This is a genomic window from Dryocola sp. LX212 (genome assembly GCA_041504365.1).
Lineage (GTDB): Bacteria > Pseudomonadota > Gammaproteobacteria > Enterobacterales > Enterobacteriaceae > Dryocola.
In genome coordinates this window covers 4,493,382-4,518,402 of the sequence record CP167917.1, presented here as the reverse complement: position 1 = coordinate 4,518,402, position 25,021 = coordinate 4,493,382, and the positions used below count along the sequence as shown (strand labels likewise).

At 55.0% G+C, this 25,021-nt stretch carries 27 protein-coding genes; 11 read left to right on the top strand and 16 right to left on the bottom strand.

The genetic code is table 11. From position 1 onward, the window contains the following. Positions 1 to 21: 21 nt before the first annotated feature. The 5 genes from ACA108_21660 to cysE all read left to right on the top strand — a co-directional run bounded on the left by ACA108_21660 (position 22) and on the right by cysE (position 3,187). Positions 22 to 453, top strand: coding sequence for a rhodanese-like domain-containing protein (locus ACA108_21660; protein XEX95876.1), 432 nt, complete (start codon positions 22 to 24; stop codon positions 451 to 453). A 23-nt stretch (positions 454 to 476) separates the two neighbouring features. Beyond that, positions 477 to 728, top strand: a complete 252-nt coding sequence (grxC, locus tag ACA108_21655; GenBank protein XEX95875.1) for a glutaredoxin 3 — start codon at positions 477 to 479, stop codon at positions 726 to 728. A 61-nt stretch (positions 729 to 789) separates the two neighbouring features. Continuing rightward, a complete protein-coding gene (gene secB, locus ACA108_21650) occupies positions 790 to 1,257 on the top strand; it encodes a protein-export chaperone SecB (protein ID XEX95874.1) in 468 nt (155 codons plus the stop codon). Then, positions 1,257 to 2,276 (top strand): NAD(P)H-dependent glycerol-3-phosphate dehydrogenase, encoded by a 1,020-nt coding sequence (gpsA, locus tag ACA108_21645; protein ID XEX95873.1) that lies wholly within the window; start codon positions 1,257 to 1,259, stop codon positions 2,274 to 2,276. The genes secB and gpsA overlap by 1 nt, the downstream gene beginning before the upstream one ends. 89 nt (positions 2,277 to 2,365) lie before the next feature. Then, the gene (gene cysE, locus ACA108_21640) at positions 2,366 to 3,187 is read left to right on the top strand and encodes a serine O-acetyltransferase (protein ID XEX95872.1); all 822 of its coding nucleotides are present in this window, start codon (positions 2,366 to 2,368) and stop codon (positions 3,185 to 3,187) included. Here cysE and trmL read toward each other — a convergent pair. The 3 genes from trmL to cpxR form a co-directional block, all read right to left on the bottom strand. Next, the gene (gene trmL, locus ACA108_21635) at positions 3,184 to 3,657 is read right to left on the bottom strand and encodes a tRNA (uridine(34)/cytosine(34)/5-carboxymethylaminomethyluridine(34)-2'-O)-methyltransferase TrmL (GenBank protein XEX95871.1); all 474 of its coding nucleotides are present in this window, start codon (positions 3,655 to 3,657) and stop codon (positions 3,184 to 3,186) included. The two genes, cysE and trmL, sit on opposite strands and share 4 nt — an antisense overlap. A 79-nt stretch (positions 3,658 to 3,736) precedes the next feature. Next, positions 3,737 to 5,113, bottom strand: a complete 1,377-nt coding sequence (gene cpxA / locus ACA108_21630) for an envelope stress sensor histidine kinase CpxA (GenBank protein XEX95870.1) — start codon at positions 5,111 to 5,113, stop codon at positions 3,737 to 3,739. Then, positions 5,110 to 5,808 (bottom strand): envelope stress response regulator transcription factor CpxR, encoded by a 699-nt coding sequence (cpxR, locus tag ACA108_21625; protein XEX95869.1) that lies wholly within the window; start codon positions 5,806 to 5,808, stop codon positions 5,110 to 5,112. The genes cpxA and cpxR overlap by 4 nt, the downstream gene beginning before the upstream one ends. Before the next feature lie 150 nt (positions 5,809 to 5,958). On the opposite strand from cpxR, the gene cpxP reads away from it, so the two are divergent. The 4 genes from cpxP (at position 5,959) to sbp (ending at position 9,783) form a co-directional block, all read left to right on the top strand. Continuing rightward, a complete protein-coding gene (gene cpxP / locus ACA108_21620; GenBank protein ID XEX95868.1) occupies positions 5,959 to 6,471 on the top strand; it encodes a cell-envelope stress modulator CpxP in 513 nt (170 codons plus the stop codon). Between the two features lie 123 nt (positions 6,472 to 6,594). Continuing rightward, the gene (gene fieF / locus ACA108_21615; protein XEX95867.1) at positions 6,595 to 7,497 is read left to right on the top strand and encodes a CDF family cation-efflux transporter FieF; all 903 of its coding nucleotides are present in this window, start codon (positions 6,595 to 6,597) and stop codon (positions 7,495 to 7,497) included. Positions 7,498 to 7,683: 186 nt separating this feature from the next. Then, on the top strand, positions 7,684 to 8,646 hold the full coding sequence (pfkA, locus tag ACA108_21610; GenBank protein ID XEX95866.1) for a 6-phosphofructokinase: 963 nt from the start codon (positions 7,684 to 7,686) through the stop codon (positions 8,644 to 8,646). 147 nt (positions 8,647 to 8,793) lie between these two features. Beyond that, positions 8,794 to 9,783 carry a sulfate/thiosulfate ABC transporter substrate-binding protein Sbp gene (gene sbp / locus ACA108_21605; protein XEX95865.1) on the top strand — a complete coding sequence of 330 codons (990 nt, stop codon included), beginning with the start codon at positions 8,794 to 8,796 and terminating at the stop codon, positions 9,781 to 9,783. Positions 9,784 to 9,843: 60 nt separating this feature from the next. Here the strand turns inward: sbp and tpiA are convergent, their stop codons facing one another. Continuing rightward, complete coding sequence (gene tpiA, locus ACA108_21600; protein ID XEX95864.1) at positions 9,844 to 10,611, bottom strand: triose-phosphate isomerase; 768 nt, start codon at positions 10,609 to 10,611, stop codon at positions 9,844 to 9,846. 109 nt (positions 10,612 to 10,720) lie between these two features. Then, a complete protein-coding gene (locus tag ACA108_21595) occupies positions 10,721 to 11,320 on the bottom strand; it encodes a YiiQ family protein (GenBank protein XEX95863.1) in 600 nt (199 codons plus the stop codon). A gap of 112 nt (positions 11,321 to 11,432) precedes the next feature. On the opposite strand from ACA108_21595, the gene ACA108_21590 reads away from it, so the two are divergent. Further along, on the top strand, positions 11,433 to 11,852 hold the full coding sequence (locus ACA108_21590) for a DUF805 domain-containing protein (protein XEX95862.1): 420 nt from the start codon (positions 11,433 to 11,435) through the stop codon (positions 11,850 to 11,852). 1 nt (position 11,853) lies between these two features. Here the strand turns inward: ACA108_21590 and fpr are convergent, their stop codons facing one another. From fpr to ACA108_21570, 4 genes are all read right to left on the bottom strand, one after another. Continuing rightward, positions 11,854 to 12,600 carry a ferredoxin--NADP(+) reductase gene (gene fpr, locus ACA108_21585; protein ID XEX95861.1) on the bottom strand — a complete coding sequence of 249 codons (747 nt, stop codon included), beginning with the start codon at positions 12,598 to 12,600 and terminating at the stop codon, positions 11,854 to 11,856. A 98-nt stretch (positions 12,601 to 12,698) separates the two neighbouring features. Beyond that, positions 12,699 to 13,709: a class II fructose-bisphosphatase gene (gene glpX / locus ACA108_21580; GenBank protein ID XEX95860.1), complete on the bottom strand. Its 1,011-nt coding sequence runs from the start codon at positions 13,707 to 13,709 to the stop codon at positions 12,699 to 12,701. Positions 13,710 to 13,808: 99 nt separating this feature from the next. Beyond that, positions 13,809 to 15,323 (bottom strand): glycerol kinase GlpK, encoded by a 1,515-nt coding sequence (gene glpK / locus ACA108_21575; protein XEX95859.1) that lies wholly within the window; start codon positions 15,321 to 15,323, stop codon positions 13,809 to 13,811. Between the two features lie 25 nt (positions 15,324 to 15,348). Further along, positions 15,349 to 16,200: an MIP/aquaporin family protein gene (locus ACA108_21570; protein ID XEX95858.1), complete on the bottom strand. Its 852-nt coding sequence runs from the start codon at positions 16,198 to 16,200 to the stop codon at positions 15,349 to 15,351. 438 nt (positions 16,201 to 16,638) lie between these two features. Here ACA108_21570 and zapB point away from each other — a divergent pair, with 438 nt between their 5' ends. Then, entirely contained in the window at positions 16,639 to 16,878 is a 240-nt protein-coding gene (zapB, locus tag ACA108_21565) for a septal ring assembly protein ZapB (protein ID XEX95857.1), read from the top strand. Between the two features lie 59 nt (positions 16,879 to 16,937). Here the strand turns inward: zapB and rraA are convergent, their stop codons facing one another. The 7 genes from rraA to priA form a co-directional block, all read right to left on the bottom strand. Beyond that, positions 16,938 to 17,423 (bottom strand): ribonuclease E activity regulator RraA, encoded by a 486-nt coding sequence (gene rraA, locus ACA108_21560; protein ID XEX95856.1) that lies wholly within the window; start codon positions 17,421 to 17,423, stop codon positions 16,938 to 16,940. A gap of 92 nt (positions 17,424 to 17,515) precedes the next feature. Further along, complete coding sequence (menA, locus tag ACA108_21555; protein XEX95855.1) at positions 17,516 to 18,445, bottom strand: 1,4-dihydroxy-2-naphthoate polyprenyltransferase; 930 nt, start codon at positions 18,443 to 18,445, stop codon at positions 17,516 to 17,518. Positions 18,446 to 18,520: 75 nt separating this feature from the next. Next, the gene (gene hslU / locus ACA108_21550) at positions 18,521 to 19,855 is read right to left on the bottom strand and encodes an HslU--HslV peptidase ATPase subunit (GenBank protein XEX95854.1); all 1,335 of its coding nucleotides are present in this window, start codon (positions 19,853 to 19,855) and stop codon (positions 18,521 to 18,523) included. Positions 19,856 to 19,864: 9 nt separating this feature from the next. Beyond that, a complete protein-coding gene (hslV, locus tag ACA108_21545) occupies positions 19,865 to 20,395 on the bottom strand; it encodes an ATP-dependent protease subunit HslV (GenBank protein XEX95853.1) in 531 nt (176 codons plus the stop codon). A 90-nt stretch (positions 20,396 to 20,485) separates the two neighbouring features. After that, positions 20,486 to 21,472 carry a cell division protein FtsN gene (gene ftsN, locus ACA108_21540; GenBank protein XEX95852.1) on the bottom strand — a complete coding sequence of 329 codons (987 nt, stop codon included), beginning with the start codon at positions 21,470 to 21,472 and terminating at the stop codon, positions 20,486 to 20,488. Positions 21,473 to 21,560: 88 nt separating this feature from the next. After that, positions 21,561 to 22,595, bottom strand: coding sequence for a DNA-binding transcriptional regulator CytR (cytR, locus tag ACA108_21535; protein ID XEX95851.1), 1,035 nt, complete (start codon positions 22,593 to 22,595; stop codon positions 21,561 to 21,563). A gap of 164 nt (positions 22,596 to 22,759) precedes the next feature. Continuing rightward, positions 22,760 to 24,955: a primosomal protein N' gene (priA, locus tag ACA108_21530; GenBank protein ID XEX95850.1), complete on the bottom strand. Its 2,196-nt coding sequence runs from the start codon at positions 24,953 to 24,955 to the stop codon at positions 22,760 to 22,762. Positions 24,956 to 25,021: the final 66 nt, after the last annotated feature.

Genomic DNA, 25,021 nt, shown 5'->3' with positions numbered 1-25,021 from the left:
AGCCGGGAGTTATTACCCCCCATGCAAGAAATTATGCAATTCGTTGGTCGTCATCCCATACTTAGTCTGGCGTGGGTTGGTTTGCTGGCCGCTGTGCTTGTCATGACCTTCAAAGGCTTAACCTCAAAGGTGAAAGTGATCACCCGGGGTGAAGCAACGCGCTTAATCAATAAAGAAGATGCCGTTGTGGTCGATGTGCGTCAGCGCGACGACTATCGTAAAGGCCATATCGCGAGTTCCCTGAACGTACCGCAAAGCGATATCAAAAGCGGTAACTTCGGCGAGCTGGAAAAGCACAAGGCTAAACCCGTTATCGTGGTCTGTGGCAACGGCGTTTCTTCTCAGGAATCCGCGCAGCTGCTGATAAAAGCTGGTTTTGAGCAGGTGACCTTGCTCAAAGAAGGCATTGCAGGCTGGAGCGGTGAAAACCTGCCGCTGGTTCGCGGTAAATAATCTGTATAATTCTGAGGTAAGCCATGGCGAACATTGAGATCTATACCAAAGCAACCTGCCCGTTTTGCCACCGTGCAAAAGACCTGCTTAACAGCAAAGGGGTGGCTTTCCAGGAGTTGCCGATTGATGGTGATGCCATCAAGCGTGAAGAGATGATCAAGCGCAGTGGACGTACCACGGTGCCGCAGATTTTTATTGACGCACAGCACATTGGTGGCTGTGATGACTTGTACGCGCTTGATGCACGTGGTGGACTCGATTCCCTGCTGCGATAGCGAGATTTGTCTGCCGTTAGAAACGGATTAAGGACGCATTAATTTTTAAGGGTTTATAAACATGTCAGAACAAAACAACACAGAAATGGCTTTCCAGATTCAGCGCGTTTACACCAAGGATATCTCTTTCGAAGCGCCAAATGCGCCTCACGTCTTCCAGAAAGACTGGCAGCCAGAAGTTAAACTGGATCTGGACACCGCTTCCAGCCAGCTGGCAGACGACGTGTATGAAGTAGTGCTGCGTGTCACCGTGACCGCAACCCTGGGCGAAGACACTGCATTCCTGTGTGAAGTTCAGCAGGCAGGTATCTTCTCTATCGGCGGTATCGAAGGCACGCAAATGGCACACTGCCTGGGTGCGTACTGCCCGAACATTCTGTTCCCGTATGCACGCGAAGCAATCACTAGCCTGGTTTCACGTGGTACCTTCCCGCAGCTTAACCTTGCACCGGTTAACTTCGATGCGCTGTTCATGAGCTATCTGCAGCAGCAATCTGGCGAAGGTACTGAAAACCATCAGGATGCCTGATGAACAGCGTTAATGCTTCAATGACTGTCATCGGTGCCGGTTCTTACGGCACCGCTCTTGCCATCACACTGGCGAGAAATGGCCACCACGTCGTGCTGTGGGGTCATGACCCAAAACATATCGCGACCTTGCAGGCCGACCGCTGTAATGCTGCGTTCCTTCCCGACGTTCCCTTTCCGGACACGCTCCATCTTGAAACCGATTTGGCCACCGCGCTCTCTGCCAGCCGTAATATTCTGGTGGTGGTGCCAAGCCATGTCTTCGGTCAGGTGCTGCGCCAGATAAAACCTCTGATGCGTGCGGATGCACGTGTGGTCTGGGCAACCAAAGGTCTGGAAGCAGAAACCGGGCGATTACTGCAGGACGTGGCTCGTGAAGCGCTGGGCGACAGCGTGCCGCTGGCCGTTATCTCCGGCCCGACTTTTGCTAAAGAGCTGGCGGCCGGGTTACCGACGGCGATTTCCCTGGCGGCTACAGACGACACTTTTGCTGACGACCTTCAGCACTTGCTGCACTGCGGCAAAAGCTTCCGCGTTTACAGCAATCCGGATTTTATCGGCGTGCAGCTCGGTGGCGCGGTGAAAAACGTCATTGCGATTGGCGCGGGGATGTCTGACGGTATCGGCTTCGGGGCTAACGCCCGTACTGCGCTGATCACGCGTGGTCTGGCGGAGATGACCCGTCTTGGCAGTGCGCTGGGTGCCTCACCGGAAACCTTCATGGGTATGGCTGGTCTGGGCGATCTGGTGCTCACCTGTACCGATAACCAGTCACGTAACCGTCGTTTCGGCATGATGCTGGGGCAGGGGGCGGACGTGGACTCGGCGCAGGAAAAAATCGGCCAGGTGGTTGAAGGCTATCGCAACACTAAAGAAGTGCGCGAGCTTGCTGCGCGGGTGGGTGTCGAAATGCCAATAACCGAGGAAATTTATCAGGTATTATATTGCGGAAAAAACGCTCGCGAGGCAGCATTAACGCTGCTTGGTAGAACACGCAAGGATGAACGAAGCGGCAACTGACTCAGTTGCGCCTGAGGGAACATGCAACCGCAAAACTGAAGCGTCCCGGCCAGCCTGTGCCGGGCGCTGTTTTCTGTCTGGAGAGAGCAATGTCGTCTGAAGAACTGGATCTGGTGTGGAACAACATTAAAGCCGAAGCGCGAGCGCTTGCCGATTGTGAACCAATGTTGGCCAGTTTTTATCACGCGACTCTCCTCAAGCACGAAAATCTGGGCAGCGCCCTGAGCTATATGCTCGCAAATAAGCTGGCCTCCTCAATCATGCCCGCGATCGCCATTCGTGAAGTGGTGGAAGAAGCCTATGCGGCAGAGCCGCAGTTAGTTGCTTCTGCCGCCTGCGATATTCAGGCCGTCCGCACCCGTGACCCGGCGGTGGACAAATATTCCACCCCCTTGCTTTACCTGAAGGGTTTTCATGCGCTTCAGGCTTATCGTATCGGCCATTGGCTTTGGAACGAGGGGCGTCGGGCGCTGGCTATTTTCCTGCAAAATCAGGTGTCCGTCTCCTTTCAGGTCGATATCCACCCGGCAGCAAAAATCGGCTGCGGGATTATGCTCGACCACGCCACGGGCATCGTGATTGGTGAAACGGCTATCGTCGAAAACGACGTATCGATTCTGCAGTCGGTCACCCTGGGCGGTACCGGCAAAACCAGCGGCGACCGCCATCCGAAGATCCGTGAAGGGGTGATGATTGGCGCCGGGGCGAAAATTCTCGGCAACATCGAGGTCGGGCGGGGGGCGAAGATTGGCGCAGGCTCCGTGGTGCTACAGCCGGTACCGCCGCATACTACCGCTGCTGGCGTGCCTGCTCGCATCGTCGGTAAACCTGAGAGCGACAAGCCCGCCATCGACATGAATCAGCACTTCAACGGTGCCAACGGCGGCTTTGAGTACGGCGACGGAATTTAGCTTCTCAACACAGCGCCTGGATAACCAAGCTGGCGCCACGCTTCATACACCACCACCGACACCGCATTTGACAGGTTCATGCTGCGGCTGTCCGGCATCATCGGAATTCGAATTTTTTGTCCCGGCGGCAGCACGTCCAAAATGGCTGCGGGCAGCCCGCGAGTTTCTGGTCCAAAGACCAGATAGTCCCCGTCCTGATAGCTCACCGCGCTATGGGCCGGCGTGCCTTTGGTGGTTAGAGCAAACAGACGCTGAGGGTTTTCAGCTTCCAGGAAACGGGTGTAGTTCGCATGCCGGTTAACGGCTGCAAACTCGTGGTAATCCAGGCCCGCACGACGCAGCCGCTTATCGTCCCAGCCAAACCCCGTTGGCTCGATGATATGCAGCCGGAAGCCGGTATTGGCACAAAGACGGATGATGTTGCCGGTGTTCGGCGGGATTTCAGGTTCAAACAAGACGATATTCAGCATACAACCCCCACAGGATGAGGCGCGCAGAATAGCAATTTGTGGCGGATGAAAACAGGCCCGAACGGGCCTGTTCGACACGTTACTTACTGCGGTGGTACAGCGGCAGCCAGATGACCAGCCTAAGACCGCCCAGCGGGCTGTCTTCGGCCTTCACCCAGCCACGATGCTGCTGAACAGCGGTTTCCACGATGGCGAGCCCTAAACCGGTACCACCGGACTCACGGTCCCTTGCCTCATCCGTACGGTAGAACGGGCGGAAAATCTGCTCGCGGTCTTCCGGACTCACGCCTGGGCCATCATCATCCACGGTTGCGGTAATCCCTTGATTATCGACTGAGAAATTCACGGCAATTTTCGTATGCGAGTAGCGCAGCGCATTGCGAACGATGTTTTCCAGCGCGCTTTCCAGCGAGTTAGGGTTGCCGTACAGCAGCCACGGTCCTGGCGGATAGGTGACCTCAAGCGATTTGCCCATCTGTTCGGCCTCGAAGGCTGCGTTATCCAGCACTTCTGACCAGATTTGATTCGCTTTCATCGTCTCGCTTGCCAGCGCGTTTTTCTGCTGGTTGCGGGACATGACCAGCAGATCGTTAATCATGCCGTCCAGTCGCTGCGCTTCAGTTTCGATACGCTCAAGCTCTTTGCTTTCCCCGGCTTTACGACGCAGCAGGGCGGTGCCCAGCTGCAGGCGGGTCAGCGGCGTACGCAGCTCGTGAGAGATATCCGACAACAGCCGCTGCTGGGTGGTCATCATTCTTTCGAGGGCCATCACCATCTGGTTAAAGCTCGCCCCCGCGGCAAGAAATTCCTGCGGCCCGGATTCCAGTTCCGGATGCTGGCGTAAATTCCCCTGAGCAACTTCGTCAGCGGCGTTTTTCAGCTTACGAGCGGGTTTTGCCAGGCTCCAGGCGAGCCAGAGCAGCAGCGGAGAGCTGACCAACATGGTGACAATCAGCAGCAGGAGCGGTCTGTCAAACAGCAGGTTGATAAAGTCAGACTGGGAGCTGCTTGCCGGGCGAATCAGATACAACTGGTAGTTGTCCTCCCCGTCACGCACGGAAAACGGCCCCACAAGCTCAACGCGACCATACTTTTTCTTTTGCGGATGATCGGAATTATCAGACTGGCCAATAAAGTTACGGATAATCTGCATTTCGTTGCGCTGGGCGCCAATGACTCGCCCTTCGCTGGTGACCAGCAGCAGACGCTGGCCAGGAGGTGCCCACTTGTCGATGGCCCGGAACAGACGGCGCCACCACATCAGGTCATTCGGCGGGTCGTTTTCGAGTTCCGCCTCGACGTGCTGTTCGATCATCGTGCCTTGACGTTGCTCATTTTCCATCAGCTCGGTCATCTGACGCGAATCCAGCTTCGGCAGCATCAGTACCAGCATCAGCACTAACGCCAGCGTCAACCAGAAGATGGCAAAAATACGCGCGGTAAGGCTACTTATCATGAAGCGGAGACCATCAGATAGCCACGGCCACGCAGGGTTTTGAACCACGGATGCCCGTCTTTACGGTCAGGCAATTTGCGGCGCAGGTTGGAAATATGCATATCGATGGCACGGTCAAACGGCGTCAGACGTTTCCCTAAAACTTCCTGACTCAGATGTTCGCGGGAAACAACCTGTCCTAAATGTTGGGCCAGTAGATACAACAGGGTGAATTCGGTACCGGTTAAATCCAGCGCCATGCCGTCAAAGCTGGCTTCCTGGCGGCCAGGGTTCAGGCTCAGTCCGTCAACTTCAACCGTTGGCGAGCCGTTGTCGCTATTTTGTTGCTGCTCGCTCCAGTGGGAACGGCGCAAAATAGCGCGTATACGAGCCACCAGCTCACGATCGTTAAAAGGTTTAGGAAGATAGTCATCTGCGCCCAGTTCAAGGCCCAGAACGCGGTCCAGCTCGCTTCCGCGGGCGGTCAGCATAATGACTGGTGTCTGGTGTGTCTGGCGAAGCTCTTTCAAAGTATCGATGCCATTCTTCTTCGGCATCATCACGTCGAGCAATAACAGGTCGATGCTGTCGTCCAAAAGCTCCAACGCTTGTTCGCCGTCGTGGGCGACCGTTACGTTAAAACCTTCCATGTCGAGCAATTCCTTCAATAGGGAAGTAAGCTCTCGGTCATCATCAACTAGCAGAATTTTATTCATTGTTAAATTACCTCCGAGGCAGAAATTACGTCATCAAGGCGCGCTAATCCATGACTTTACGTTGTTTTACACCCCCTGACGCTTGTTTGCAGCGGGAATCGTAGACTGGCTCTCGTTGAATCGCAGCACACAAGATTTCGGGAGCAAGTGATGCGTAATGTTACCGCTGCTGTCATGGCCTCGACACTGGCATTCGTTACCCTGTCCAGCCAGGCCGCAGGATTAACGACCAGCGATAACTGGCATAACGGCGAAGAGCTAGTAAAGCGTAATGGTATTCAAAGTAGCAATATGTTTGACGGCATTAATCTGACCGAGCAGCAACGTCAGCAAATGCGCGACCTTATGCAACGGGCAAGGCATGATAGCCCACCAGTGAACGTTAACGAAATGGAGACCATGCATAATCTGGTCACCGCTGAAAATTTTGACGAAACGGCCGTACGTGCTCAGGCAGAAAAAATGGCACAAGAACAGGTTACTCGCCAGGTAGAAATGGCGAAAGTGCGCAACCAAATGTACCGCCTGTTAACGCCTGAACAGCAGGCAGTTTTGAACGACAAACACCAGCAGCGCATGAATCAGTTTCGTGAGCTTGCGGATCTGCAGCGGAGTTCCTCGTTGCAGACACTGAGTAGTAGCAGTACCCGTAGTAACCAGTAACAACCCTGTTTTCCTTGCCATAGACACCATCCCTGTCTTCCCCGCCCACAAAGCGGGGTTTTTTTTGCCTTAACGTTCAGATGAATCCGCTATACTAGCCAGCATTAATTTGTTGGAGCCCCTATGAATCAACAGTATGGGCAGCTGGTCAGCCGTGCGGCGATCGCTGCAACGGTAATGGCATCGCTGTTACTTTTGATCAAAATTTTCGCGTGGTGGTATACCGGCTCGGTCAGTATTCTGGCGGCTCTGGTGGACTCGCTGGTTGATATTGCTGCCTCGCTGACCAACCTTCTGGTTGTCCGTTATTCTCTGCAGCCCGCAGACGATGAGCACACGTTCGGCCATGGTAAAGCGGAATCTCTGGCGGCGCTGGCACAAAGCATGTTTGTTTCGGGGTCTGCGCTGTTTCTGTTTCTGACGGGGATTCAACATCTGGCCGAACCGTCGCCGATGAAACAACCTGTAGTGGGCATCGTAGTGACGGTTATTGCGCTGGTAAGCACGCTGATTCTGGTCACCTTTCAGCGCTGGGTGGTAAGAAAAACCCAAAGCCAGGCGGTACGGGCCGACATGCTTCATTATCAGTCTGATGTTATGATGAACGGTGCGATTCTGGTGGCGCTGGCGTTATCCTGGTATGGCTGGCATCGGGCTGATTCATTGTTTGCATTAGGGATCGGCGTCTATATTTTGTATAACGCGATCCGCATGGGCCACGAGGCTGTTCAGTCACTGTTAGATCGCGCTCTGCCCGAGTCGGAGCACCAGGCCATTATCGATATTGTCACGTCGTGGCCGGGGGTACGTGGGGCGCACGATTTACGAACGCGGCAGTCAGGGCCGACCCGCTTTATTCAGATTCATATCGAAATGGAAGACAATTTACCGCTTGTTCAGGCACACGTGATTGCCGAACAGGTGGAACAGGCGATCCTGCATCGCTTCCCTGGTTCGGATGTGATTATTCACCAGGATCCCTGCTCGGTCGTCCCGACAGGGCAGCAAGGGCAGTTTGAGCGGTAATTAACGTTGTAGAAAAGCAGACATCAGCGGCATTTTTTGGATACATTTACCGCTAATTGGCCTGACCTGAATCAATTCAGCTGGAAGCGGTTGTTATACTATTTGCAGCAGAGTCGATGCCTCGGTTTGCCCGTAGGCTGTTTCCGGCAACAGGATTAATTTTGCATTCAAAGTTTAGAGGTAGTCATGATCAAAAAAATTGGTGTGTTGACGAGTGGCGGTGATGCGCCGGGCATGAACGCGGCGATTCGCGGTGTGGTTCGTGCAGCATTGTCAGAAGGTCTGGAAGTTGCGGGTGTTTATGATGGCTACCTGGGCCTGTACGAAGACCGTATGGTTAACCTGGACCGCTACAGCGTCTCCGACATGATTAACCGTGGCGGTACGTTCCTGGGCTCTGCTCGTTTCCCAGAGTTCCGCGATGAGAAAATCCGCGCGGTTGCTATCGAAAACCTCAAAAAACGCGGGATTGATGCGCTGGTTGTTATCGGCGGCGACGGCTCTTACATGGGTGCCAAGCGCCTGACCGAGATGGGCTTCCCGTGCATCGGCCTGCCGGGCACCATTGATAACGACATCAAAGGCACCGACTACACCATTGGTTTCTTCACCGCGCTGGAGACAGTGGTCGAAGCCATCGACCGCCTGCGTGACACCTCTTCATCCCACCAGCGTATCTCTATCGTAGAAGTCATGGGCCGCTACTGTGGCGATCTGACTCTGGCTGCATCCATTGCAGGTGGCTGTGAATTTGTTGTCCTGCCGGAAGTGGAGTTCAACCGCGAAGACCTGGTTGCTGAAATCAAAGCGGGTATCGCGAAGGGTAAAAAACACGCCATCGTGGCGATTACCGAACACATCTGCGACATCGATGAACTGGCTCAGTACATCGAGACAGAAACCAAGCGCGAAACCCGCGCAACCGTCCTGGGCCATATCCAGCGCGGTGGTTCCCCGGTTGCTTACGACCGCATCCTGGCTTCCCGCATGGGCGCCTATTCCATTGAGCTTCTGCTGGAAGGTCACGGCGGTCGCTGTGTCGGCATCCAGAACGAGAAGCTGGTTCACCACGACATTATCGACGCTATCGAAAGTATGAAGCGTCCGTTCAAAGGCGACTGGCTGGACTGCGCCAAGAAGCTGTACTAATTCAGCTTTCCGGTCGGGCCGGGGAAACCCGGCCTTTTTTATGCGTCTCTATATTCCCCGTGGTTATAGCCAATCTTTTTTTATTCTTTAATGAATGGATAACTTTCTGGCAGGCTGAGTTCATTAAAGTTGATAAGAGAGCGTGCGATGAACAAGTGGGGAGTGGGACTTACATTACTTTTGGCGTCTGGCAGCGTATTAGCGAAAGACATTCAGCTACTTAACGTTTCCTACGACCCAACGCGCGAGTTGTATGAAGAGTATAACAAGGCCTTCAGCGCACACTGGAAGCAGCAAACCGGCGACGACGTGGTGATTCGCCAGTCCCATGGTGGCTCAGGCAAACAGGCAACGTCGGTTATTAACGGCATTGAAGCGGACGTGGTAACCCTCGCGCTGGCCTATGACGTTGACGCCATTGCCGAACGCGGGCGCATCGATAAAAACTGGATCAAGCGTCTGCCGGATAACTCCGCGCCGTACACGTCCACTATTGTTTTCCTGGTGCGTAAAGGTAACCCGAAACAGATTCATGACTGGAACGATTTGATTAAGCCGGGCGTATCCGTCATCACGCCGAACCCGAAAAGCTCCGGTGGCGCACGCTGGAACTATCTTGCCGCGTGGGGTTATGCTCTGCATCACAATAATAATGACCAGGCGAAAGCTCAGGACTTTGTGAAGGCGCTCTATAAGAACGTAGAGGTGCTTGATTCCGGTGCGCGTGGTTCAACGAACACCTTTGTGGAACGCGGGATTGGCGACGTGCTGATTGCGTGGGAAAACGAAGCGCTGCTGGCAACCAACGAGCTGGGTAAAGACAAATTTGAAATCGTCACGCCGAGCGAGTCGATTCTGGCGGAGCCAACCGTCTCTGTCGTCGACAAAGTTGTCGATAAGAAAGGGACCCAGAAAGTTGCCGAAGAGTACCTGAAATACCTGTATTCGCCGCAGGGCCAGGAGATCGCCGCGAAGAACTTCTATCGTCCGCGTGATGCAGAAGTCGCGAAGAAATACGACAATGCCTTCCCGAAACTGAAGTTGTTTACCATCGACCAGGAATTCGGCGGCTGGACCAAAGCCCAGAAAAAGCACTTCTCTAACGGCGGAACGTTCGACCAGATCAGTAAACGCTAACTTCCTGTATCACAAACAAAAAAGGCTCCGTAAGGGAGCCTTTTTTCATTCCAGCGAAACTTATGCTTTTTTCGCTTCTGCTGCTGCTTTAACGATGACCGCGAAAGCGTCAGCCTTCAGGGATGCACCGCCAACCAGCGCGCCGTCAATGTCCGGCTGGGCAAACAGTTCCGCCGCGTTCTTATCGTTAACGGAACCGCCATACTGGATGATGACCTGTTCAGCCACTTTCGCGTCGGCTTTAGCGATGTGATCGCGGATGAATTTGTGCACGGCCTGAGCCTGAGCTGGGGTAGCTGATTTGCCAGTGCCGATTGCCCATACTGGTTCGTAAGCGATGACAGCGCCTTCGAATGCTGCTGCGCCCTGAGTTTTCAGAACCGCGTCAATCTGGCGTGCGCAAACTTCTTCAGTTTTACCCGCTTCGTTTTCCGCGTCGGTTTCGCCGATGCACAGAACAGGGGTCAGGCCGACCTGTTTCAGAATTGCGAACTGCTTCGCAATCAGCTCGTCAGATTCAGCGTGATAGGTACGGCGCTCGGAGTGACCGATGATGATATATTTAGCACCAATATCTTTCAGCATGTCAGCGGAGATTTCACCGGTGAATGCGCCAGACAGGTTCACGTCAACGTTCTGAGCACCAAGAATGATGTGGCTACCGGAAGCGGCGTGTTTTGCCAGGTCCAGATAGACGGTAGGAGGAGCGATCGCTACGCCACAACCATCAACGCCAGCCAGCTCTTTGCGCAGGCCCGCGATCAGCTCGTGAACCATGTGCTTGCTGCCGTTGAGTTTCCAGTTACCCATCACTAAAGGATGTCGCATTTTAATTCTCCACAAGGTCATGCAAATTAAAAAATGGCTGCCCTCAGGGCAGCATGGTCTGTGAAACAGTATAGAGACTCAAAGGGCGAAAGGCTTTGCTTTTTGTCATTTATTCGCCGTTGTTCAGGCTTTCTGAAAGCGCCAGCTTAATCGGTTCAACAGCTACGGTTAGCCCTTTTTCGCCGTTATCTGACACCACATAGCGCAAAGCCCCTTCGTTCTGGGCCAGATAGCGTTTGTTTTTCCCCGCGCTCAGCAGTTTGCTCAATCTTTCCTGGCTTTGCTGCTTTGAGTAGGTTGGCGCAAAGCTTCTGAGTAGGGCGGCCATATACTCCATTGCTTTCGCGCGCGCGGCTTTTTGCTCCGGTCCCTGAATCGGCAGCCAGGTCATCTGCATGGATTTGATTTTAAGCGTGCCGCGCTCCAGGGCAGTTGAGGCATAGAGGTTTTCGTTAATCTTACTCGCCGCGCGGGTCAGGTTAGCTTTGTCGCGGCTGGAGTCGATGGAGCGAAACTCGCTAATCTGCAGCGTCGGGTTATCGATATTAAACTTCTCCCGAAACTGGGCGATAGTCAGGTCGAACGTGGGGGACCCGGGCAGTAAATAAGGGGCCGCTGGCAGCTCGGGTGGCGTATCGGAGGGGGGATCTGCACGACTCACAGCAACGGGTAGCGTAAAGAGCGCGAGGGCACAGAGCAGATATTTCATCAACAGCTTCTCCTGTTATTTGTCACCCGATTAAATCGGCATTCCGTTGGCTTGTCAAAAACCTGCGCCTCCAGGGTACACTACGCGGCATAAATGTATAAAGGACCTCACCATGACCATACAGCAGTGGTTGTTCAACTTTAATGGCCGCATCGGGCGTCGCGACTTCTGGATCTGGATAGGCGTGTGGATTGTCGCGCTGGCGATAATTTTTACCTTCGCCGGTGCCGAGCTTATCTCATATTCCATTGCCGGGCTGGCGCTGTCTGGCTCATTAATTCCAACGGCGGCGGTTATTGTTAAGCGGCTGCACGATCGCAACAAGAAAGGTTGGTGGGCGCTGATGTTTATCCCGGCCTGGCTGCTGCTGGCGGGGAACTGGGAAGTATTCGGTTCGCTGGCGCAGTGGGGGTTAGGTCGTTTCATCCCCACGCTGATTTTTGTCATGATGCTTATCGACCTGGGCGCGTTTGTCGGTACCCAGGGCGAGAACCGCTTTGGTAAAGATACCAGCGACGTGAACTACCGGTAATTTACCAGTAGTGCTCGGCGGTCATATGGCCCGGACGGCGACGCAAATGTTTGGTCATCTGCCGGGTCTCTTTCAGCAGCTGCTGGGTATCACGCACCATCTGCGGGTTACCGCACAGCATCACATGGCTGGTTTCCGTGTCCATCGGCAGGCCTACCGCCGCTTCCAGCTCGCCGCTTTCAATCAGCGCAGGTACGCGCCCGGTGAGTGAACCCGCAATCGTTTCGCGACTGACCACGGTCTGAATGCGTAATTTCCCTTCATAGCGCTGTTGCAACTCCTGCATCAAAGGCAAGTAGCTCAGATCGTTGGCATAGCGCACGGCATGAAGCAGAACGATATTTTCGAAGCGCTCAAGTCCTTTGCCTTCCTGAAGGATGGAAAGATAAGGGCCTAGCGCGGTGCCGGTTGCCAGCATCCACAGCGTTTTGCAGTCGGGGACCTCATCCAGCACGAAGAACCCGGCGGCCTCGCTAACCAGCATAATCTCGTCACCCGACTGCATCACGTGCAGGCGAGGGCTGAGCTTTCCTTCCGGCACGTTAACCAGGTAGAACTCTAAATCAGGATTTCCGGGTGCGTTGACGTACGAATAGGCGCGCTGCACGCGCTCGCCGTCAATTTCCATCCCCAGCTTGGTGAACTGCCCGGCGGTAAACGGCGCAACGGGGGCCTGTACCGTCAGGCTGAAAAGAGAATCGGTCCAGTGCTGAACCTGAGTGACTTTACCTTTAACCCAATCCGCCATGCTGCGCTCCTGTGCTTGCTGTTACCTTATCTTTACCAGAAAAGTGAGCAATATCAAGCCCTGGCGGGCCGGAAAGCTCAATCAGACAAACGGCAGATTTACAGAATATGGCTCTGCACGTCCGGGTCTTTACGGTCGAGGAAGTGGATGGATTTGATGCGGCGGATGGTTCGTGACTTACCGCGAATCAGCAGCGTTTCCGTCGTCGCCATATTGCCTTTGCGGGTGATCCCCTCAAGCAGGTCGCCCTTGGTGATGCCGGTGGCAGAGAAAATGACATTATCGTTGTGCGCCATGTCATCCAGCTTTAACACCTTGCCCGCCTCAATGCCCATCGCCTTGCAGCGCTCCAGCTCCTGTTCGCCGAGAAAGCGGTTCTCTTCGCTGTCGCCTTTAACGTGATGGCGGGCCAGCAGTCGGCCCTGCATATCGCCGTCCAGCGCACGAATCACCGCTGCTGAAATGACGCCCTCCGGTGCGCCGCCGATGCCGTACATGACGTCCACTTCGCTGTCTGGCATACAGGTCAGAATAGATGCGGCGACGTCGCCGTCAGGGATAGCAAACACGCGCACGCCGAGCTTTTGCATTTCGGCGATGGTGGCGTCGTGGCGTGGTTTGGCAAGAATAGTCACGGTCAGCTCGCTCAGCGGTTTGTTTAGCGCGACGGCGATATTGTGAAGATTCTGCGCCAGCGGCAGGTTCAGGTCGATGATGCCCTTTGCTCCGGGACCGACAATCAGCTTTTCCATGTACATATCCGGTGCGTTCAGGAACGTGCCTTTATCACCAACGGCCAGCACGGCCAGCGCGTTGGCCTGGCCCATTGCTGTCATGCGGGTGCCTTCGATAGGATCGACGGCGATGTCTACCGCATCGCCTTTCCCGGTCCCGACTTTTTCGCCGATATAGAGCATGGGCGCTTCATCGATTTCCCCTTCGCCAATCACAATCTGGCCGTCGATATTCACCTGGTTAAGGACGATACGCATGGCGTGTACGGCAGCGCCGTCGGCGATATTTTTGTCGCCGCGGCCCAGCCATTTGTAGCCGGCAAGGGCGGCCGCTTCGGTCACGCGGGAGAATTCAATCGCAAGTTCACGTTTCATAGAAGGCTCTTTTAACAAAACAGAATTGCGGCGAAGTGTAGCATAGAAAGCCCCCTCTCCCTTGAGGGAGAGGGGGAGGTTGAGGGGGAAAAGTTGTGCTTAAGACTCGTCGTGCTCTTCCCAGGCCAGAGCGCGTTTAACGGCTTTTTTCCAGCCGGCGTAGCGGAAGTTACGCTCGGTGGTTTCAATGCCCGGACGGAACTCTTTTTCGATAACTGCTTTTTCGCTGACCTCGTTCAGATCCTGCCAGAAGCCAACGGCGAGGCCTGCCAGATAGGCTGCGCCTAACGCGGTGACTTCGCGCACTTCAGGACGCTCTACGCGGGTGCCAAGAATATCGGCCTGGAACTGCATCAGGAAGTTGTTGGCAACTGCACCACCGTCCACACGCAGCGCGTGAAGACGAATACCCGAATCAGCCTGCATTGCTTCCAGCACATCGCGAGTCTGGTAGGCGATAGATTCCAGCGTGGCACGAATGATGTGGTTAGAATTCACCCCACGGGTCAGGCCGAAGATAGCGCCACGGGCATACGGGTCCCAATAGGGCGCGCCAAGGCCGGTAAACGCGGGTACGACGTACACCCCGTTGGTGTCCTTCACCTTGGTAGCGAAATACTCTGAGTCGAACGCATCGCTGATGAGCTTCATCTCGTCGCGCAGCCACTGGATGGAAGCCCCAGCCATAAACACCGCGCCTTCCAGAGCGTAGTTCACTTCGCCGCGTGGCCCGCAGGCTATCGTAGTCAGCAGCCCGTGGCTGGACGTGACCGCTTTCTCGCCGGTGTTCATCAGCATAAAGCAGCCGGTGCCGTAGGTATTTTTCGCCATGCCCTCTTTCACGCACAGCTGGCCGAACAGCGCCGCCTGCTGGTCACCTGCGATACCCGCGATAGGGATACGCGTGCCGCCTTTACCGCCGATGTTAGTCTGGCCGTAAACTTCAGAAGATTTGCGAACTTCCGGCAGCATGGCGCGCGGTATATCCAGCGCTTCCAGCATGCGGTCATCCCAGTCCAGCTCGTGAATGTTGAACAGCATAGTACGCGACGCGTTGGTGTAGTCCGTGACGTGTACGCGTCCCTGAGTCATTTTCCAGATAAGCCAGGTGTCGATGGTCCCGAACAGCAGTTCACCGCGGCGGGCGCGCTCACGGGAGCCCTCAACGTGGTCGAGGATCCACTTCACTTTGGTGCCGGAGAAATACGGGTCGATGACCAGACCGGTGTTGTGGCGGATATACTCTTCCATGCCGTCACGCTTGAGCTTCTCGCAGATTTCAGCGGTACGACGGCACTGCCAGACGATAGCGTTATAAATCGGCTTGCCGGTTTCGCGTTCCCATACCACGGTGGTTTCACGCTGGTTGGTAATACCGATGGCGGCAATCTGGTCGGAATTGATATCTGCCTTAGCCAGCACTTCTACCAGCGTAGAGCTTTGCGTAGCCCAGATTTCCATCGGGTCGTGCTCAACCCAGCCGGGCTTAGGATAGATCTGCTCAAATTCACGCTGCGAGACGCTGATAATATTGGCGTCATGATCCAGGACGACGGCGCGGGAGCTGGTGGTGCCCTGGTCGAGCGCGACAATATACTTTTTTTCTGTGGTCATAATTTTGTCCTGAAGTCAGTGGAGCTTAAGAAGCATTTTGCTGCGTCGAGGAGGCCTGCGTTTTCTCTTCAGCATCCTCGCAGACGTCGCACGGCAAATGGCGACCAATCAGTTTACGATACCCGAATGCGCCTAATATCGCGCCCGCCAGCGGGCCAAAAACAGGTACCAGGAAGTAAGGAATATCTTTGCCGCCGGTAAAGGCGACTTCACCCCAGCCCGCAAGCCAGGCGAACAGTTTTGGTCCAAAGTCACGGGCCGGGTTCATGGCGAAGCCGGTTAATGGGCCCATAGATGCGCCAATAACCGCAATCAGCAGGCCAATCAGCAGCGGTGCCAGCGGCCCGCGTGGAATGCCATTACCGTCGTCGGTCAGCGCCAGAATCAAGCCCATCAGAATCGCGGTAATCACCATCTCGACGGCAAACGCCTGCACCAGGTTGATATGCGGGTTTGGATAGGTTGAGAAGATCCCGGCTAATTCCAGGCTCTCTACGCTGCCGCGCACCATGTGATGGGTTTGTTCATAATCGAGGAAAAGATTGTAATACAGGCCGTAGACCAGCGCCGCTGAGCAGAACGCCCCTGCGACCTGGGACACAATAAACGGCAAAACTTTGCGGCGGTCAAAGCAGGCGAACAGCCACAGTGCAACGGTAACGGCAGGGTTGAGGTGCGCACCAGATACCCCGGCGGTTAAGTAGATAGCCATCGCTACCCCTAAACCCCAGATGATGCTGATCTCCCATTGCCCGAAGCTTGCACCTGCCACTTTTAATGCTGCCACGCACCCGACACCGAAGAAAATCAATAACGCGGTGCCCATGAATTCTGCGATGCACTGGCCTTTTAAGGTTGGAGAAGCTGTCTGACTCATAGTAGGGTCCTGAAGGCAAAATTAGTGATTATTGTAAGTTGAGCGTCCATGCCACTATTATGCCGTGTAGGCATAGTGTTAATTTATCGTTAACGAACATAAACGAGAAATATCGAACTTAAATTTTGCGTGTCACGTCAAGAAAATGCGCGTTTACGCGCTAAAAGATGCGCATATCACTCAGGATTGGCAGGGAGACGTCGGCGAATTGTTAATCATGCTGTTAACAACCAGAGGTTAACAAGGCGGCTGTCTTTCAGCATATGCTTAAAAACGTCCTGTAACGCATTGAGCACGGGAAGCCGCTGGACACGCCGTGCTGCGCTACTTACAATCGGGTAACGCTGCGTGGTGCGCATATGTTCATTAAGGCGTCGCCGGTCAGGCCGGGACGAGGATAGTCATCCATCAACGCCTTGCAATTCAGGAGAGATTGGCATGTCATTTGAAGTGTTTGAAAAACTAGAATCGAAAGTACAGCAGGCAATTGACACTATCACATTGTTGCAGATGGAAATCGAAGAGCTGAAAGAGAAAAACAACAGCCTGGCTCAGGAAGTACAGCAGGCGCAGGGTAATCACGAAGAGCTGATCCGTGAGAACAGTTCTCTGAAAGAACAACAGCATGTCTGGCAGGAGCGCTTACACGCTCTGCTGGGCAAAATGGAAGAAGTTTAAGCTCAGGCTTAAAATAAAACGGGCGCCCTGGGGCGCCCGTTTTGCTATGCGAAATCGATTTATTCGATATCTAGCGGATCTTCTGAAAGAATAATGCCGGTATTATCGGCATACAGATGATCGCCAGAGAAGAAGGTGACGCCGCCAAAGTTAACGCGCACATCGCTCTCGCCGATGCCTTCACCCGCAGAACCTACTGGAATGGCCGCAATGGCCTGAATGCCAATGTCGAGCTCTTCCAGGTCGTCTACCTGACGCACGGCACCGTAGATCACAATGCCTTCCCACTCGTTCTGCGCCGCAAGGCGAGCCAGCTCTGCATCAACCAGCGCGCGGCGTACAGAGCCACCGCCGTCGACCAGCAAAATGCGGCCACGGCCATTCTGTTCGAGCAGATCGTAAAGCAACCCGTTGTCCTCGAAACATTTCACCGTAATGATTTGCCCGCCAAAGGACGACCGCCCACCAAAGTTGGAAAACAGCGGTTCAACGACGTTGACATCTTCCTGGTAGATGTCGCAAAGCTCGGAAGTATCATATTTCATAGGATTAAGGTCCATCTGCTGCCGGAGTTGTCAGTATATCGCTTAATGTTAACTGTTGGCAAAACCATCAATTGTTAATTGATATTTATCAGCTAAAAATGGACCGTACTGAGTACAACGCCCAGCGCAAACAGCAGATTAATTAACAGCGCCGCTTTTACCGTCCGCTCGAGCATCGGGCGCATGGCTGCAGGGGTTGTTTCACGTGCGACATAGCGCGCCTGCTTGATAAGCAACGGTGCCGCCAGCACGAACAGCCAACCCCAAATGCTTTGTAAACAGACAAGATTAAAGAGTGCGAGGCTCAGCAGCGCCCCCATTAGCAGGCAGGCGTGATAACGACGTGCCAAAAGGGGGCCCAGACGTACTGCAAGGGTATTTTTGCCGTTTTCACGATCGCTGTCGATATCGCGTAAGTTATTAATGTTCAGCACGGCCGTAGCCAGCAGGCCACATGCTGTTGCAGGCAGGAACACAAGAGGTGCCAGCGTATGCGCCTGCAAATACCAGCTTCCCGCCACGCTCAGCCAGCCAAAGAAGACCAGCACGGAGATATCTCCCAGCCCCATATAGCCGTATGGGCGGGTGCCCACGGTATAGGTAATTGCCGCGATAATGGCCAGTAGCCCCAGGACAAGGAAGCCGACAAAATCAGCCCAGGTCCGGCAGGCCAGCGCCACCAGCGCCAGGCCTGAGATGCAAATCAGCACGACGGTGATGATTAACGCGCGCTTCATCTGCGCCTGGGTAATCACACCTTTTTGCATGCCGCGCAGCGGCCCAATACGGTCCTCTTTATCGCTGCCTTTGACCGCATCACCGTAGTCGTTAGCGAGGTTAGAAAGAATCTGCAGCAGACCTGCGGTCAGAAGAGCAAGCAGAGCCACGGCGAAATCAAAGACGCCTTGCCAGTAAGCCAGTGCAGAGCCACAAACGATAGAGGCAAAGGCCAGAGGAAGGGTTTTAGGGCGTAAGCTTTCCAGCCAGGCCTGGGTGGTGCTTACTGAGTGTGAATCGTTCATTGTTATGGATGCCAGTAATAAAAATGGAGGGCATAAGCCCTCCATTTTCGCATGGATTAGAGATGTTGTGCGCAATTATAGAATAAAACGGCTCAAATCTTCATCCGCTACCAGTTCATCCAGATGTTTACTGACGTATTCGGCGTCAATAATGATGGATTGTCCGCTCAGGTCGCTGGCTTCATAAGAGATATCCTCCACCAGTCGCTCAAGTACGGTGTGCAGACGACGGGCACCGATGTTTTCAGTAGATTCGTTCACCTGCCATGCCGCCTGGGCGATACGACGAATACCATCATCGGTAAAGTCGATGTTCACGCCTTCGGTACCCATCAGCGCTTTGTACTGCACGGTGATGGAGGCGTTTGGCTCGGTCAGGATGCGTTCGAAATCTTCAACGGTCAGCGCCTGAAGCTCCACGCGAATCGGCAGACGACCCTGCAATTCCGGGATGAGATCGGACGGGCTTGCCACCTGGAACGCACCGGATGCGATAAACAGGATATGGTCAGTTTTGACCATGCCGTGTTTTGTTGAAACGGTGCAGCCTTCCACCAGCGGCAGCAGGTCACGCTGTACGCCTTCACGGGATACGTCTGGGCCGGAGCTGTTGCCGCCGCGCTTACAGATTTTATCGATCTCGTCGATAAATACGATGCCGTGCTGCTCTACCGCGTCGATGGCGTCCTGCTTCAGCTCTTCCGGATTCACCAGCTTCGCCGCTTCTTCTTCAATCAGCAGTTTCATCGCGTCTTTGATTTTCAGCTTACGGGGCTTCTGCTTCTGGCCTCCCAGGTTCTGGAACATGGACTGCAGCTGGCTGGTCATCTCTTCCATGCCGGGAGGTGCCATGATTTCAACGCCCATTGGGGCTGCGGCCAGATCGATTTCGATCTCTTTATCGTCCAGCTCCCCTTCACGCAGCTTCTTGCGGAATGCCTGGCGCGCCGCAGAAGGCTCGGGTGCCGTTTCGTTCTGGCCCCAGTTGTTTTTGGCCGGTGGCAGTAAAGCATCAAGAATACGTTCTTCCGCCATCTCTTCCGCGCGATAGCGGTTTTTCTCGATGGACTGCAAGCGCACCATTTTCATCGCTGAATCGGTCAGATCGCGGATGATAGAATCCACTTCTTTACCGACATAGCCTACTTCGGTGAACTTGGTAGCTTCAACCTTGATAAACGGTGCGTTAGCAAGCTTCGCCAGACGGCGCGCGATTTCGGTTTTACCGACGCCGGTCGGGCCGATCATCAGAATATTTTTCGGCGTCACTTCATGGCGCAGCTCTTCATCCAGCTGCATGCGGCGCCAGCGGTTACGCAGCGCAATGGCCACGGAGCGCTTGGCGTTATCCTGGCCAATGATGTGTTTGTTCAGTTCGCTGACAATTTCGCGTGGAGTCATTTCAGACATGGGGGATCCTTACGCCTTAGACGCTAATTCTTCGATAGTATGGAAATGGTTGGTGTAGATGCAGATATCACCGGCGATCCCCAGCGATTTCTCAACGATGTCGCGTGCACCCAGTTCGCTGTTCTCCAGCAGGGCGCGCGCCGCAGCCTGGGCATACGGGCCACCAGAGCCGATGGCGATCAGGTCGTCCTCCGGCTGAATCACGTCACCGTTACCGGTGATAATCAGCGAGGCGTTTTCATCGGCTACCGCCAGCAGCGCTTCAAGCTTGCGCAGCATGCGGTCGGTACGCCAGTCTTTTGCCAGCTCAACGGCGGCTTTCACCAGGTGGCCCTGATGCATTTCAAGTTTGCGTTCGAAGAGTTCGAAGAGGGTAAAGGCATCGGCCGTGCCGCCCGCAAAGCCTGCGATGACTTTGTCGTTATACAGGCGGCGAACTTTCTTCACGTTGCCTTTCATTACGGTGTTGCCGAGCGTGGCCTGGCCATCACCACCGATTACGACATGGCCGTTACGGCGCACACTAACTATTGTTGTCACGAGCAGACCCCTTATTGCATCAGCTGAATATGTGCCCTGAAGGGAATTCAGGGCTGAATGCAATTATAGATGGGGGGGAATTTGGGGGTTTCAACCCCCGCCCAGGCGAATGCAGTTTCCGTGACCAGCAATCTTCAGACGGTTCAGAGTACCGTCTGCATTTTCTTTGCCTTTGATTGGGCCAATCACCACGCGGTTCCAGCCGTTGTTGGTGGTAATACGCGAATCAAACCCTTCAAAGGCCAGCTGTGCACGGACAGTTTCGGCCTGCTCGCTGCCTTTGAATGAGCCGCACTGAACCATCCAGCGTTTCTCATCCTTCGGTTTTTCCTGTGGAGCTGCCGCAGTCTGTTTTGGTACTTCTGGCTCACGGGTTACCGGGGCCGGTTTAGGCTGTGACTGCGTCGCACGCTGCTGGGTGTTATGCGGCGGCGTCTGCAGTAAATCCTGATACGGCTGCTGAGCCGTGGACGTTGTACGCGGCTGTTGCTGAACAGGACGAGGCTGCTGAGTTTGCTGCACGGTACGCGGTTGCTGGTAAGGCTGTTCCGTTACATGAGGCTGTGCACGCTGCTGATGAGCTTGCTGCTGTACCTGCTGGATCTGCTTCTGGCGCTGCAACGTTTGCTGGCGCTGCGCCGGCGTCTGCTCGTTCCAGGGTACCTCATTCAGCTGGGTAGGCTGCTGGCGCATATCCGCCTGCATCTGCTCTAAAAGCTGACGCTGCTCGCTGGTGAGCTGGTCCGTGTTGCGGACTTCCCCACCGGCGGTAGGTTCGGTTGGGCTGAGCACGCCCGGCTGACGGTTTTCCAGCTCTTTAATATAGCGCCAGCGCTCTTCGGGCTTAGGCGGCAGGCCGTTGCCGGTGACTTTATGGCCCGGAAGGACCTCACTTTCATCTTTTTTATGATGGGTAATGAAGTACAGAGCACCAATAAAGGCCACCAACACGGCGGCGGCGATGGCTACCATAGTCGGTGAGACGGATGGCAGGTTACGTTGCTTTTTGCGGGAAGTACTCTTTTTGCGCCGTGTCCCTGTCGATTGCCCGCGGCGTACATAATCTTTTTGTGCCACTATTGATTCGCTGTAATTATTCGTTTATCAGCCCGCCATGTTACTGAAGGGATGCCCCTTTGACCAGACGAGGGCGTCCTAAAGCGGTTCATTTTCTCATGCCTGGTGCGCTGGTGGTGCCTCGTTCGATAAGGTCACAGTCCAGCAGTCGCGATCCGCTGCTCACTATTTCACCGTTTAACTGATCCAGTAACAGCAGCATACCCTCCCGCCCGATATCGAAGCGCGGCTGTTGTACGGTGGTTAGCGGTGGGTCACAGAATTGCGACAGGGCAATATCATCGAAGCCCATGATCGATAAATCTTCGGGAATACGCAAGCCGCTGCGTTTAGCCTGCGACAGCGCCCCTAGCGCCATCACGTCACTGTGACAGAAGACAGCCGTGGGTGGGACGGGGAGCGACAGGAGTTGCGCAAGCGCCTGGGCACCAGCCTCAAAAGTAAAATCGCCCCGTGCGATGTAATGAGGATCGACCGTCATGCCCGTCCGGCGCAGCGCCTGAACATACCCTTGCAGGCGGTAATGGCAAAGCGGCATCTCCTCCGGCCCGGCAATACACGCGATTCGCTCGTGACCTAACTGCTGCAAATAGTAAACGGCATTAAAAGCTGCGGTAAGATTGTCGATATGCACCGTCGGCAGCTCAAGCTCGGGGGCGAACTCGTTTGCCATGACCATCGGCGGCAGGTTGCGTTGTTCTTCCAGGCTGGCATCAAAAGGCAGTCTGGAGCCGAGCAGCAGCATGCCATCGATTTGCTTGGTGATAATCAGATCAATAAACGTCTTTTCCTGCTGATTCTGATGGGCGCAGTCGCCAATCAGCACCAGGTAGCCCTGGTCCGCCGCGGTGACTTCGATGCCGCGGATAATCTCGCTGAAAAAGGGATCGCAGATGTCCGGCACAATCACCAGAATCGTGCGCGACTCGTTGCGTTTAGCGTTGCGGCCTAACGAATGCGGTAGGTAACCAACTTCTATTGCTGCCTGTTCTACCCGGTTGCGTGTGCTTTGCGACACCTTATCGGGATTCATTAATGCACGGGATACCGTTGCGGTAGAGACTTTCGCCTGGACGGCAACATCTTTCATGGTTGCATTGGCAACCTGCTTCTTCGGCTTCAACTTCTTCTCCTCGCATGCCTTCCGCAGACTTCGACTCTTCCCTGATGTCTGATCGTGTTCACATTCTTAGCAGAATATTGATGTCGCCGGTTACAGAAATTTCATTAAAAGTGTGACGGGTAATAAATTTTTCGATCCGCTTCGCATTACGGGCCCGCCTTGTGCTAGCCCTCAATCGGATCGACATCCAACATCCACTTCACTTTGCGGGATTCTGGCAGCGTGTTGACCAGGGCCAGCGAGTGGCTTATCAGGTGCTGCAAACGAGCGCGAGAAGGGTGCTGGAGGAGGATTTGCCAGCGGAAGCGACCACCGCGTTTGGGCTGTAAAGACGGTACCGGCCCCATGATCCACAGCTGTTCATCGCGCAGAGGGCTGGACTCGAGGAGATTGCGCAGCTGTTGAAGGAAAAGCGGCGCCTGCTGATTATTATGGTCTTCCGCACGGAAGATCACGTGGCTGGTGAACGGCGGTAGGAATACCGTCTGGCGTTCGACCTGTGCCTGAGCGGCAAACGCATCGTAGCCCTGAGTCAGCAGGGTTTGCAGTAGTGGATGTTCAGGATGGTGTGTTTGCAACACCACTTCGCCCGGCTTGCCAGCGCGTCCGGCGCGGCCTGAAACCTGCACGTAGAGCTGCGCAAAGCGTTCGGCGGCTCGGAAGTCAGCAGAGAACAGCGCGCCGTCTACATCCAGGAGGGCAACGAGCGTAACGTCAGGGAAATGGTGACCTTTCGCCAGCATCTGCGTGCCGATGAGAATACGCGCGCCGCCGCGATGCACTTCCGCTAGCTGTTGCTCCAGAGCACCTTTCCGGCTGGTAGTATCACGATCGATTCGCGAAAGCGGCACGTTGGGGAACATCGGCGCCAGGCTTTGCTCAAGCTGTTCAGTGCCCATCCCCACCGGCACCAGGTTGGTAGATCCGCAGCCCGGGCACTGGTGGGGAATGGGACGCTGGCTGTCGCAGTGGTGGCAGCGCAGCTGGCGGCTGCCCTGATGCAGCGTAAAATAGCGATCGCAGCGCGGGCATTCTGCTATCCATCCGCATTCGTGGCAGAGCAGGGCCGGGGCGAATCCCCGGCGGTTTAGAAACAGAATCACCTGGTTGTCGGCCTGTAAATGCTGGCCAATTTTCTTGATGAGCGCCGGGGCAAGGCCCGACTTCAGCGGCTGCCCCTTCAGGTCCACTACCTGCTGGGTGGCCGGACGCGCATTCCCGGCGCGTTTTGTCAGGCGCAGCTGGCGATACTTGCCAAGCTGCACGTTATGCAGCGTCTCCAGCGCGGGAGTCGCCGAGCCCAGAATAATCGGGATGTTTTCCGCGTGCGCCCGGTACACCGCCAGGTCTCGGGCGTGGTAGCGCCAGCCCTCCTGCTGCTTGTAAGAACTGTCGTGCTCTTCATCTATGACGATGACGCCAAGACGACAGAAAGGCGTGAAGAGAGAGGAGCGTGTACCGATGACGATTGCCGCCTCGCCGCTGCGAGCTTTTAACCATACGGCAAGACGTTCACTGTCGTTCAGACCGGAGTGCAGCACTTCGACTGGTGCATTAAATCGTTCACGGAAGCGGGCGATGGTCTGCGGCGTCAGGCCGATTTCCGGTACCAGCACCAGCGCCTGCTTGCCCTGCGCGAGCACGTTTTCCAGCACGCTGAGATAGACTTCGGTTTTGCCCGACCCGGTGATCCCCGCCAGCAGCCAGGCGGAAAATTCTTTATCCGCACTGTGGATTGCCCCTACCGCCGTGGCCTGTTCGGTATTCAGGCGTAAGCGCTCACCCGCCACGGAATAATTCTCGCGCCAGTCGGTGGTAGCCGGGGCTGCGCTTTTGAGGTCGCACAGGCCTTTGGTGCGCAGCGCCTGTAAACCCTGCTCGCTGATGTCCATTTCGCCGACCTGATGACGCCAGATGTTTTTCTGCCGCACCGCCGCCAGCGCCTGCTGCTGTTTAGGCGCACGTTTCAGGCTATTAATATCAACCGCCTTGCCCTCTTCGGTGGCGAACCAGTACCACAGCGGCGCGTGATGAGCGGGTTTGCCCTGGCGCAGCAGGATGGGCAGCGCGTGAAACAGTACGTCGCCAATTGGGTGATGGTAATAATCTTTTGCCCATAACAAAACGCGCCACAGCGAGGCCGGAAATAGCGACTCGCCGTCCAGCACATCTGCGACAGGTTTCAGGTCGCTTAAGGGCAGTTCGCTCTTTTCACTCACGGAAACTACAATGCCTACCGCTTTGCGTTTACCGAACGGCACCATAACGCGACAGCCAGCCGCCACCTGCATTCTCAGGGGGATCAGATAATCAAAAGTTCGGGCAAGTGGAACCGGCAGGGCAACGTGAGCAACAGGCATGAAAGCATCCGGGGTGATAAAAAAGACGAGATAGTGTACACTGTGTGTTCGCGAAATTGCGGATCA